9 protein-coding genes and 3 pseudogenes are annotated in these 11,922 nt (G+C 64.5%); 9 read left to right on the top strand and 3 right to left on the bottom strand.

Annotated features, from left to right (window positions below; genetic code table 11):
* Positions 1-4 precede the first annotated feature (4 nt).
* The 7 genes and pseudogenes from ACHMW6_RS09335 (at position 5) to ACHMW6_RS09305 (ending at position 6,830) form a co-directional block, all read left to right on the top strand.
* Positions 5-463: a chemotaxis protein CheW gene (locus ACHMW6_RS09335; RefSeq protein ID WP_395406833.1), complete on the top strand. Its 459-nt coding sequence runs from the start codon at positions 5-7 to the stop codon at positions 461-463.
* Positions 460-1,815 (top strand): CheR family methyltransferase, encoded by a 1,356-nt coding sequence (locus tag ACHMW6_RS09330; RefSeq protein WP_395406832.1) that lies wholly within the window; start codon positions 460-462, stop codon positions 1,813-1,815. Before ACHMW6_RS09335 ends, ACHMW6_RS09330 begins: the two co-directional genes overlap by 4 nt.
* A gap of 3 nt (positions 1,816-1,818) precedes the next feature.
* Complete coding sequence (locus ACHMW6_RS09325; protein WP_395406831.1) at positions 1,819-2,487, top strand: chemotaxis protein CheW; 669 nt, start codon at positions 1,819-1,821, stop codon at positions 2,485-2,487.
* Positions 2,484-2,732: pseudogene (locus ACHMW6_RS09320) on the top strand (Hpt domain-containing protein); the annotation flags it as partial. The gene ACHMW6_RS09325 and the pseudogene ACHMW6_RS09320, both read left to right, overlap by 4 nt.
* Before the next feature lie 175 nt (positions 2,733-2,907).
* Positions 2,908-4,767 carry a response regulator gene (locus ACHMW6_RS09315; RefSeq protein WP_395406830.1) on the top strand — a complete coding sequence of 620 codons (1,860 nt, stop codon included), beginning with the start codon at positions 2,908-2,910 and terminating at the stop codon, positions 4,765-4,767.
* Positions 4,764-5,789, top strand: a complete 1,026-nt coding sequence (cheB, locus tag ACHMW6_RS09310; protein WP_395406829.1) for a chemotaxis-specific protein-glutamate methyltransferase CheB — start codon at positions 4,764-4,766, stop codon at positions 5,787-5,789. Before ACHMW6_RS09315 ends, cheB begins: the two co-directional genes overlap by 4 nt.
* A 15-nt stretch (positions 5,790-5,804) precedes the next feature.
* Entirely contained in the window at positions 5,805-6,830 is a 1,026-nt protein-coding gene (locus tag ACHMW6_RS09305) for a diguanylate cyclase (protein ID WP_395406828.1), read from the top strand.
* Between the two features lie 95 nt (positions 6,831-6,925).
* On the opposite strand, the gene murB is transcribed toward ACHMW6_RS09305, so the two are convergent.
* On the bottom strand, positions 6,926-7,951 hold the full coding sequence (gene murB / locus ACHMW6_RS09300) for a UDP-N-acetylmuramate dehydrogenase (protein ID WP_395408566.1): 1,026 nt from the start codon (positions 7,949-7,951) through the stop codon (positions 6,926-6,928).
* A gap of 136 nt (positions 7,952-8,087) precedes the next feature.
* Here murB and ACHMW6_RS09295 point away from each other — a divergent pair, with 136 nt between their 5' ends.
* Together ACHMW6_RS09295 and ACHMW6_RS09290 are read left to right on the top strand one after the other, a co-directional pair.
* Positions 8,088-8,573 carry a YajQ family cyclic di-GMP-binding protein gene (locus tag ACHMW6_RS09295; RefSeq protein WP_395406827.1) on the top strand — a complete coding sequence of 162 codons (486 nt, stop codon included), beginning with the start codon at positions 8,088-8,090 and terminating at the stop codon, positions 8,571-8,573.
* A gap of 12 nt (positions 8,574-8,585) precedes the next feature.
* Positions 8,586-9,846 (top strand): annotated as a pseudogene (locus tag ACHMW6_RS09290) (nitronate monooxygenase).
* A gap of 118 nt (positions 9,847-9,964) precedes the next feature.
* Here ACHMW6_RS09290 and ACHMW6_RS09285 read toward each other — a convergent pair.
* A pseudogene (locus ACHMW6_RS09285) lies at positions 9,965-10,904 on the bottom strand (exopolyphosphatase).
* A 49-nt stretch (positions 10,905-10,953) separates the two neighbouring features.
* Entirely contained in the window at positions 10,954-11,877 is a 924-nt protein-coding gene (locus ACHMW6_RS09280; protein ID WP_395406826.1) for a LysR family transcriptional regulator, read from the bottom strand.
* Positions 11,878-11,922 lie beyond the last annotated feature (45 nt).

Here is an 11,922-nt window from a genome sequence, read left to right as displayed (position 1 = left end):
CGCCATGAAGCTGCTGGTTTTCCACATCGGCCATGACCGCTACGGCCTGCCCCTGCGGGCCGTGCGGCGCGTGCTGCCCTTGCTGGAACTGAAGGCGCTGCCCCTGGCGCCGGATGCCGTGGCCGGCCTGATGAACCTGCACGGCGATACCGTGCCGGTGATCGACCTGTCGCGCATCAGTGGCGGCGCGCCGGCGCGCCAGCAATTCGATACCCGCATCGTGCTGGTCGATTACACGGCCCCGGATGGCGTCACGCATGCGCTGGCCCTGCTGGCCGAGCGTGTGTCGGGCGTGCAGGATGTCGCCGAACAGGCGCTGCAGCCCAGCGGCGTCCAGGCCGCACCCTTCCTGGGCGCGGTGGCCGGCGATGCCGAGGGCCTCGTGCAGGTGGTGGAAGTGGAGCGGCTGCTGCCCGCCGAATTGCGCGCCCTGCTGTTCCAGCCTGAGGGCAGCGCGCCATGACCGTACAGGGCATGCTCAAGGACGCCACTGGCCTGAACCTGCCGCGCAGCGCGGTGGAGCGGGCCATCCGCGCGCGCATGGAAGCGCTGGGGCAGTCCGACCGCAAGCAGTACGCCCATGATCTGATGCAGGGCGCGTCCCCGGACGAACTGGCGCAACTGGTCGAACTGGTGGTGGTGCCCGAGTCCTGGCTGTTCCGCGATCCACAGGCCTTTGCGCTGGCGACCGAATACGTGAAGGGGCGCCTGGCGCGCGGCACGCGGCTGGTGCGCATCCTGTCGCTGCCCTGCGCCGGCGGCGAGGAGCCGTACTCGATGGCCATGGCCCTGTGCGACGCCGGCGTGCCGCTCGAAGCCTTCATGATCGACGCGGTGGACATCAGCGCCGACTGCATCGCACGCGCCGAAGCGGGGATCTTCGGCCGCAATGCCTTCCGCTCCCAGGACCTGGCCTTCCGCGACCGCTACTTCACGCCGGTCGCGGGCAGCGAAGGCGAACACGCCATCGCATCCAGCCTGCGCCAGCGCGTGCGCTTCAGGCAGGGCAATGTGCTGGCCGGCGGCGCCGCGCCGTCATCGTCCTACGACATCATCTTCTGCCGCAACCTGCTGATCTACTTCGACCGTCCCACGGCCGCTGCCGCGGCGGCGCGCCTTTCCGCGCTGCTGGCCGATGACGGCATGCTGATGGCCGGCTATGCCGAGGTGCCCGTATTTACGCAGAATGGCTTCGTGGCCCTGCCCTACCAGCACGCCTTCGCCCTGCGCAAGGCGGCCGGCCAGCCGGCAGCGCCCGGCTGGGCCAACCTGCCCGGCTTCGCCGCCCCCCGCCGCGCGCCCGTCCGCCACCGCCCGCCGGGTCCCGGCACCGCGCATCCCGGCGACGCCGCTGCCTGCACTGCCCGCGCCGTCCGCCCGTATCCCCCCGCGCATCGCGCCTCTCCTGCCGCGCCGGACCGCCGCGCCACACCGGCAGCCGGCCGCGCTTCCGCTCCTGGCCGCGCGCCAGGGCAGGAGCCGCCGGCGCCTTCAAGCGATGCGCTGCTGGCCGCCGCCCGCCAGCTCGCCGACCAGGGCAAGCTGAAGGAAGCCGCCGCCGCCTGCAAGGCCCTGCTGGCCCAGAAGCCGGAAACGGCCGAAGCCTGGTTCATCCTCGGCCTGCTGGCGGAAGCGGCGCAGGACACCGAACAGGCGGAGCAGCAGCTGCGACGCTGCCTCTACCTGCACCCCGACCACTACGAAGCGCTCTGCCACCTTGCCCTGCTCGCCGAGCAAGGCGGCAACCGCAGCGCGGCCGCCACGCTGAAAGCGCGCGCGGCGCGCGCCTATGAGCGCCAGCATGCGAGCCGATAGAACATGAGCGAAACCGAGAACCTGAACGACTGCTGGAATCGCATCGGGGTAGGCGGAGATCACAGCTGCCAGCTGCTCGAACGCGCCGTCCACTGCCGCAACTGCGATGTCTATGCGGACGCCGCCCAGCGCAACCTGCGCCGCCCCGTCAGCGCGGAGTACAAGCGCGAATGGGCCGAGCACTTCCGCGAACGGGAAACGAATCTCGTCAAGCTCGACGGCAGCGCTGTGGTGTTCCGCATCGGCCGTGAATGGCTGTCCCTGCCCACGCCGCTGTTCGTCCAGATCGCGCCCACAGCCGCGCCGCACCGCCTGCCCCACCGCAATGCGCGCGGCCTGCGCGGCGTTGTCAACATAGCGGGGCGGCTCTACCCCTGCATGGACCTGGCCGACCTGCTGGACATCGACGGCCGCGAGGGCGAATCGAGCACGGGGCGCTACACCTTCCAGCGCCTGATGCTGGTGCAGTGGGAGCAGCAGGCTTACGCGATTCCCGTGGCCGAGATGCATGGCATCGTACGCTATGCCGGCGCAGACGTGAAACCGCCTGCCGCCACGATCAGCAAGGGCCTGATCCGCTATCTGTCCGGCGTGCTGCCGTTTGAGGACAAGCAGGTCGGCTGTCTCGACGCGGACCTGATCGGCCACCAGCTTGCGAGGGCCCTGCGATGAGCAGCGACAACCGCGACCTGAGCCAGTTCTCCATGCTCGACCTGTTCCGCATGGAGGCGGACGCGCAAACCCAGATTCTGACCGACGGTCTGCTGGCACTGGAACGCGGCGGCGCAGATTCCGCGTCCGTCGAGCCGATGATGCGCGCCGCCCATTCCATCAAGGGCGCCGCCTCGATCGTCGGCCTGGACATGATCGTCCAGCTGGCGCACGGCATGGAGGATGCGTTTATCGCCGCCCAGGCGGGCAAGCTCAAGCTCACGCCGAACCGGGTCGATGCCTTGCTCGCCGGCGTGGACCTGATCCTGCAATGCTCGCGCCTGACCGATAACGGCGTGCAGCCCTGGATGGCGTCCAATGCGGCGCTGATCAAGAAGACCATGGACGCGGTGGCCGGCATCGCCTTCCTGCCCGAGCCCATTGCTCCGCCCCCGCCGCCCACTGCGCCACCGCCGCCACCGCCGGCCGCCCCGCCGGATCCGTCCACCGTCCCCGCCCGAGCCGCCCAGCGCGCCCGACGAGCCGTCCGCGCCGGCCGGCCACACCCCGGCCGCCCTGAAAGCGGCCCAAAGCTTCGACCAACTGCTGTCACTGGCCAGCGAATCGCGCATCAACGCCCACCAGCTGCATCCGATGATCCAGGCGCTGCAGCGTTTCAAGCGCAACCAGGCCAGCCTGTTCACGGCGCTGGAAGACCTGCACGAAGCGGTCTCCAACAGCATCGATCCGTCGCTGAAGGAAAAGGCCCTGCTGGCCATCCAGAAAAGCCAGCCGCTGAAGCAGTTCATGCTGGAGCACATCGCCGACATCGAGAGCTACGAACGCAGGCTGCTTACCGTCTCGCAGAACATGGTGGACGAAGTGCTGGCCATGCGCATGCGCCCCTTCCGCGACGGCGTGCAGCACTTCCCGCGCATGGTGCGCGACCTCGCGCGCAGCCTGGGCAAGGACGTAAGGCTGCATATCATCGGCGAGGACACCCTGGTCGACCGCGACATCCTCGCCCGGATCGAAAGCCCGCTCAACCACATGCTGCGCAACGCCGTCGACCACGGCATGGAAACGCCGCAGGAGCGCGCGGCGACGGGCAAGCCGAAGTGCGGCACCATCGTGCTGGAGGCGCGCCACCGCGCCGGCATGCTCAATATCGAAATCAGCGACGACGGCCGCGGCGTGGACATCGAAAAGATCCGCCGCACCGTCGTCGAAAGGAAGATGGCCACGGCGCAGATGGCGCAAGCCATGTCCCAGGCCGAACTGCTGGAATTCCTCTTCCTGCCCGCTTTCAGCCTGAAGGAAGACATCACCGAAATCTCCGGCCGCGGCGTCGGCCTGGATATCGTGCACGACACCATCCGCGAGCAAAACGGCACGGTGCGCATCGAGTCCGAACTGGGCAAGGGCTTCCGCAGCTCGATTACCCTGCCGCTTACCCAGTCCATCGTGCGCGCCCTGGTGGTGGACATCCGGGGCGAAGCCTACGCCCTGCCCATCGTGAAGGTGGAGCGCGTGCTCACCGTCGACCAGTCGGCCATCCACACCCTGGAAAACAAGCAGTTCTTCGACCACAATGGCGAGCACCTCGGCCTCGTGGCGGCATCGCAGGTGCTGGAGCTGGGCGAGATGGAAAACGGCGGCGAGCTGCCGGTGGTCGTCATCGGCACGGGCGCGCGGCGCTACGCCCTGGTGGTGGACAAGATCCGCGGCGAAGAAAGCCTGGCGGTGCAGACCATCGACCCGATTTTCGGCAAGATGCGCGATATCAGCTCCGCCGCCCTGCTAGACGACGGCGAGCCGGTGCTGATCCTGGACGTGCCCGACCTCCTGATTTCCATCGAAAAATTGCTCAATGAAGGCGGCCTGCATCAGCTCGCGCGCGCCGATCTGGCGGAACGGCGTAGAATGAAACGAATTCTTGTCGTGGACGATTCGCTGACCGTGCGCGAAATGGAGCGCAAGCTGCTGGTCGGACGCGGCTTTGAAGTGGACATCGCCATCGACGGCATCGATGGATGGAACGTGGTGCGCAGCGTCGACTATGACCTCGTGATCACCGACGTGGACATGCCGCGCATGGATGGCATCGAGCTGGTCAACCTGATCAAGAAGGACCTGCACTTGCACAAGCTGCCCGTGATGATCGTGTCGTACAAGGACAGGCCCGAAGACCGGGCCCGCGGCCTCGCTGCGGGCGCCGATTACTACCTGACCAAGGGCAGCTTCCACGACGAGACGCTGCTGGACGCCGTCACAGACCTCATCGGGGACGCCTACCGATGAAAATCGGGATCGCCAACGACGTCGCCATGGCGGCGGAAGCGCTGCGCCGCGTGGTCGCCAGCACCCACGAACACCAGGTGCTGTGGATCGCGCGCACCGGCGCCGAAGCGGTGCGCCTGTGCGCCGAAAACCGCCCCGACCTGGTGCTGATGGACCTGAACATGCCTGAACTGGATGGCGTGGAAGCCACGCGCCAGATCATGGAAGAGTCGCCCTGCGCCATCCTGATCGTGACCGCGCAGCCCAAGGACAATGTGAACCAGGTCTTCCGCGCCCTCGGCGCCGGCGCCCTGGATGTCACGGCCACCCCCATCCTGCAGGGCAAGGCCGGCGGCGACGCTGAACTGCTGCACAAGCTCAAGACCATGGACAGCCTGATCCGCCACAGCGGCGGCACCCAGTCCATGCAGCCCAAGCGCCGCGCAGCCCCCGAGCGCAGGGACGCCCCCCTCAACATGCTGGTCGCCATCGGCGCGTCCACCGGCGGCCCGCTGGCGATTGCCAAGACCCTGGCCGCCTGGACGCCGCCGCCCGGCTGCGCCGTGGTTATCGTGCAGCACATCGACGAAAACTTTGCCGACCATTTCGCCAAATGGCTGGGCGAGCAGCTGGCTGTACCGGTGCGCGCCATCGAGCATGGCGACACGCTGCAGGGCGGCATGGTGATGGTCGCCAAGAGCAATGACCATCTCGTGCTGGATGAATCGCTACATCTGGTTTACGATGCTAATCCTCGGGATTACGCGTACCGCCCCTCGGTGGACGTGTTCTTCCAGTGCGTGGCCCAGAACTGGAAGCAGGACGCCATTGGCGTGCTGTTGACGGGCATGGGGCGCGACGGCGCCGAAGGCCTGCTGGCGCTGCGTCGCGCAGGCAAGACCACGGTCGCACAGGACCAGGCCAGCAGCGCCGTTTTCGGCATGCCGCGCGCGGCCATCGAAATCGACGCGGCGCAAATGGTCCTGCCCCTGGAAAAGATCGGCCCCTTCCTGCGCAGCACGATAGGGGGCAAGAACCATTAAGTAGAGCGAGACGGAATGTCCCTGGAAATCCCGGACACGGAAAAAACCCTCACCAAGTTCAAAGTGCGCGTGTTGCTGGTAGACGACCAGCTGATCATCGTTGAAGCCCTGCGCCGCATGCTGGCCGATACGGACGATATCGAATTCCACTTTGTCACCGATGCCGCCAATGCACTGCAATGCGCCATCGAGCTGCAGCCCACCGTGATCCTGCAGGACCTCGTCATGCCGGGCGCGGACGGCTTCGAGCTGCTGCGCCAGTACCGCGCCTGCGAAGCGCTGGAGCATGTGCCCGTGGTCGTGCTCTCGGCCCGCGAAGACCCCAAGCTGAAGGCGCATGCCTTCGCCACGGGCGCCAACGACTACCTCGTGAAGCTGCCCGACCGGCTCGAAATGCTGGCTCGCGTGCGCTATCACTCGAACGCCCACATCAGCCGCCTGCAGCGCGACCAGGCTTTCCGTTTCCTGCGCGAGAGCCAGCAACAACTGGCGGCTGCCAATATCGAGCTGCAGAAGCTGGCCGCCCTCGATGCGCTGACCGGCATCGCCAACCGCCGCCGCTTCGATGAGACCCTGCTGCTGGAGTGGCAGCGAGGTCAGCGCGAACGCACACCGCTGTCGCTGCTGATGTGCGACGTCGATTGTTTCAAGATTTTCAACGATACCTATGGCCACCAGGCGGGCGATATGTGCCTGAAACGCGCGGCGGCCGTGCTGACCGAGCACCTGCGGCGTCCGGCCGACCTGGCGGCGCGCTATGGGGGCGAGGAGTTTGCCATCATCCTGCCGGATACGGACGGCGCCGGCGCCCTGTCGGTGGCCCGCGCCTGCGTGCAGACCATGGAACAGCTGGCGATCGAGAATCGCGGGGTTTCTTCCGGCGTGGTGACTTTGTCAATCGGCCTGGCGACCATGGTGCCGGCCAAGCCCTTCTCGCCAGCAGACCTGATCGGCGCCGCCGACCAGGCCCTGTACGCCGCCAAGCGCGCCGGCCGCAACCGCGCCATCGACGCGGCATCGATCCCCTCATCCGCCGCGTGACCGCCACGGCGGATCAATGATCCGCCCTACGCACTTCGATGATTCAACGTTAAACAATCCGTACAGCGTAGGGCGGATCGTTTGATCCGCCGTGCCTAAACGAACACCGGCTCCGGCTCCAGCCGCACACCGTACCGCGCCGCCACATCCGCCTGAATCGCCGCCGCCAGCCGCTGCACATCCGCCCCGGAAGCCCCGCCATTATTCACCAGCACCAGGGCCTGTTTCGGATAAACCCCCGCCGCCCCGAGCGAGCGTCCCTTCCACCCGCACTGATCGATCAGCCACCCTGCCGCCAGCTTCTGCGACCCATCCGCCTGCGCATGATGCACCAATGAAGGAAACTGCTGCAGCAAGCGCGCGCAATGCTCCGCGCTGACCACCGGATTCTTGAAGAAGCTCCCCGCATTGCCGATCTGCGCCGGATCCGGCAGCTTGCGGCGGCGGATCGCGATCACGGTATCCGCCACCTGCTGCGGGGTGGGCGCGGACAAGCCCTGCTCCGCCACCGCATTCGCCAGCTCCGCATAACGCAGGTTAGGCTGCCACGCCCGCGGCAGCGCAAAACGCACGTCCACGATGATCAGCTCGCGTCCCTCGTGCTTGAAGACGGAATCGCGATAGGCAAAGCGGCAAGCCGCAGCATCCATCTCCACAGTCTCGCCCGACGCAGGATCGAACGCCGTCAGCGACAGGAAAACATCCTTGGTTTCGGCGCCGTAGGCCCCCACATTCTGGATAGGGGCCGCGCCCACGGTGCCAGGGATCAGCGACAGGTTCTCCAGCCCGCCCACGCCCTGCGCCAGCGTCCACTGCACGAACTCGTGCCAGTTCTCGCCCGCGGCGGCGCGCACATGATGATGATCGGCATCCCCCGGCAACAACTCGCGGCCTTCGAGACAAATATGCAACACCAGTCCGGAAAAATCTCCGGTCAGCAGAAGATTGCTGCCGCCGCCCAAAACCAGGCGCGGCATGGCCGCCAACTGAGGGTCGGCGAAGACGGCGCGCAGCTGATCGACATTAACTACTTGTAAATACAGTTTCGCGGAAGCATCTATACCAAAGGTATTCAGGGCTTTGAGGGAAAAGTTCTGCTGCAGAGGGAGAATCAAAGTCATACCTATGTCAAGAATTTGCCAGATTATAGGGTCAAATCCCAAAAATCGACCGAGCGTTCGCCCCGTTGTCCGTTAAAATGTCGCATCTTTTGTGCGGCTATCAACTTGCCGTTGCTTTATTGTAAAGGAAATCCGTATGCCATCGTTTGACGTAGTGTCCGAAGCGGACATGATCGAAGTGCGCAATGCCGTCGATCAGTCCAATAAGGAAATCAGCACCCGCTTTGACTTCAAGGGCAGCGATGCGCGCGTTGAACAGAAGGAAAACGACCTGACCGCCTTCGCCGACTCCGAATTCCAGCTCACCCAGGTCAAGGACGTGCTGACCAACAAGCTGGCCAAGCGTAAGGTCGACGTGCGCTTCCTCGACGAAGGCAAGGTCGAGAAGATCGGCGGCGACAAGGTCAAGCAAGTCATCAAGATCAAGAATGGCCTCGACTCCGAGACTGCCAAGAAGATCACCAAGGTCATCAAGGAAAGCAAGATGAAGGTCCAGGCGTCCATCCAGGGCGAATCCGTGCGCGTCACCGGCGCCAAGCGCGACGATCTGCAGGCTGCCATGCAGCTGCTGCGCAAGGATGTGCCCGACACCCCGCTGGAATTCAACAATTTCCGCGATTGATTAAGGACAGTAATGAAACGTGTTGATGATTTCCGCCTGAAGTTTGGCGACAAAGAGTATGTGCCAATCATGATCGGCGGAATGGGCGTGGATATTTCCACGACCGAACTGGCGCTGGAAGCCGCGCGCCTCGGTGGCATCGGCCACATTTCCGACGCCATGGTGGAAGATGTTTCGGACCGCAAGTTCGACACCACCTTTGTCAAGGACAAGACCAAGCTGTACAAGTACAACATCCATAATATGGACAAGTCCGAAGTGCAGTTCGACCTGGGCCGCCTGGCCGAGGCGCAGCGCCTGCATATCGGCAAGACCATGGAGCAGAAGAAGGGCCCGGGCCTGATCTTCGTGAACTGCATGGAAAAGCTGACCATGAACGGTCCGAAGGAAACCCTGCGCACCCGCCTGAACGCGGCGCTGGATGCGGGTATCGACGGCATCACCTTGTCCGCCGGCCTGCACTTCGGTTCCTTCGCTCTGATGGCCGACCACCCGCGCTTCCGCGAAGCGAAGCTGGGCATCATCGTCTCCTCCGTGCGCGCGCTGCAGATCTTCCTGCGCAAGAACCAGAAGCTGAATCGCCTGCCTGACTATGTGATCGTCGAAGGCCCGCTGGCCGGCGGCCACTTGGGCTTTGGCCTGGAAGACTGGAAGGATTACGACCTGCACCAGATCGTGCGCGAAGTGCTGGACTACCTGAAGAACGAAAACCTGGAGATCCCCGTGATCGCGGCGGGCGGCGTGTTCACTGGTACCGATGCCGTATCCTTCCTGGAGATGGGCGCAGCGGGCGTGCAGGTGGCGACCCGCTTCACCGTGACCAAGGAATGCGGCCTGCCGGAAGATGTGAAGCAGGAGTACTTCAAGGCGACCGAGGCAGACGTGATCGTCAACGGCATCTCGCCGACCGGCTATCCGATGCGCATGCTGCAGCAGACCCCCCGCCATCGGCGCCGGCATCCGCCCGGGCTGCGAATCCTACGGCTACCTGCTCGACGCCACCGGCAACTGCGCCTACATCAATTCGTATAACCGCGAAGTGACGGCCAACGGCGGCAGCGACAAGGGCATCAAGGTGATGGACAAGACCTGTCTCTGCACCCACATGCGCAACTTCAACTGCTGGACTTGCGGGCACTATACCTACCGCCTGAAAGACACCTCCTTCAAGAAGCCGGACGGCACTTACCAGCTGCTGACCGCGGAGCATGTGTTCAAGGATTATCAGTTCTCGACTGATAATTCCATTGCCATGCCCGAGAAAGAGTCCTGATTCGTTAGACGCCAACGGCGGCTCACAGACGGCGGATCAATGATCCGCCCTACGCCGTGCGGTATTTCGACGATCATACGAGGCGCGTCGGGCGGATCATTGATCCGCCGTGCCTGCGTCACCCCTCATTTGTAATGCGCGTGATCAGTGCCCCCAGCACATCCTCCGCAATCTCATTATCCACCTGGCACGTCCCCCGCATTCGCGTGTCCGCCGCCGCCGTACTCCAGCATCAGCGCCCCGATATTGGTTTTGGAGGACCGATTAACAATCGACTTCCCAACCGCAAACACCGTATTCTGATTCTTCAGCCCCCACAGCACGTGGATCGAGATATTCGTCTCCGGGAACAGCGCATAGATGATGAAGCGGTTGCCCGCGTAAATCATCTCCTCCTCGCGCAAATCCAGCACAACGAGATTCTTGTGCACGGTCGCGCAGCGGCGGATCTGGTCCTTGCACTTCTCCGCATGGTCGAAGTAAAGATCGCTGCGCTCCTTCACATCGGGCAGCGCCATGATCTGGTCGATGGAGTGATCGCGGCAGTACTCGATCAGGTCCATCATCAGGTTGTAGTTCGAGATGCGGAATTCGCGGAAGCGTCCCAGGCCGGTTCGGGCATCCATCAGGAAGTTCAGCAAATCCCAGCCCTTCGGATGAAGGATCTCCTCTTCGCTGAACTGGGCTGAATCGCCCTTGTCCACGGCGCGCATCATGTCATGCCAGGCCGACGGGAAAGCCTTGCCGCCGCCGAAGTATTCATAGACCACACGGGCCGCGGACGGCGCCTGCGGATCGAGCACATGGTTCTGCCGGTCGCCGGTATTACGCAGGGTTTCGGACAGGTGGTGATCGAAGGCCAGGTGGGCGCCTGCGACATAAGGCAGGTTGGTCGTGATATCGCGGCCGGTGATTGCGATCTTCCCATCCTGCATATCCTTCGGGTGCACAAACAGGATGTCGTCGATCATGTTCAGGTGCTTGAGCAGCACCGCGCAGACCAGTCCATCAAAATCGCTGCGTGTTACCAGGCGATACTTCTTTGCTTCGGCAGACATGGGCACCCCTCTATCGCTTAGGAAAGAGCGCCCATCATACATTGAGGCTTCAAAGCCTGTCGAGACGTGCAGCAAATCCGGTAGCCTTAAATTGTTCAATGATGAAATCCACGAAGACGCGCGTTTTGGCCGGCAAGCCCTTCTTGCTGGAATAGTAGATCGACAGCGGCCCGACTTCGGCATGCCAGTCCGGCAACAGCCTCACCAGTTCACCGCTCTCCAGCAGCGGCGCCGCGTGCGGACCGGGCAGCAGCGCCACGCCCAGTCCCAGCTTTACCGCCTGCGCCATCGCATCCGGATCGTCGAAGGTGGCGATCACCTTAAACTCAGCCGTTGCTTCCTGCCCGGCTCCGTTGCGCAGCACGTAGCCACGCAAGCGCCCGGTCTCCGCCGAACGGCGCGAGAAACCTTCCATGCCGGCCAGATCCTCGGGCCGCCGCGGCATGGGACGGCCGGCCATATAGGCGGGCGAGGCGCAGACGAGGATGCGCGGGCGCCCCAGCTCGCGCGCTACCACGCCGGGCGCCAGTTCGATGCCGCCACCGATGGCCACGTCGTAGCCTTCGCCAATCAGGTCCACCGGGCGGTTATCGAAGCGCCAGTCCGGCTGCACGTCCGGATAGCAGCGCAGGAACTCGGCCAGCAGCGGCACGAGGTAAAGCCGACCGACCGCATGCGCCATGCCGACCTTGAGCACGCCGGACGGACGGCCTGCATCACCCGCCGCGTCGGCCAGCGCGCCCTGCAATTCGGCCAGCGGCCCGCGCGCCTGCTGCAGCAAGCGCTCTCCGGCTTCCGTCAGCTTGAGGCTGCGCGTGCTACGCTGGAACAGGCGCACGCCCAGCCGCGCTTCCAGCCGCGCCACGTTCTTGCTGACGGCAGCCGGGGTCAGTCCCAGCCGTCGGGCGGCCTCGGAAAAGCCGCCGCCTTCGGCGCTCTGCAGGAAGGATTCCAGATAGTTGAGTGGTTCCATTTGATACCAACGGTTGAAATTGATTGTCGCGATTACCAGCTAGTT

The organism is Pseudoduganella sp. UC29_106, assembly GCF_044055365.1.
Taxonomy (GTDB): Bacteria; Pseudomonadota; Gammaproteobacteria; order Burkholderiales; family Burkholderiaceae_D; genus Rugamonas.
Note: the sequence above shows the minus strand (reverse complement) of the source record. Positions and strands in the feature narration are given on the sequence as shown.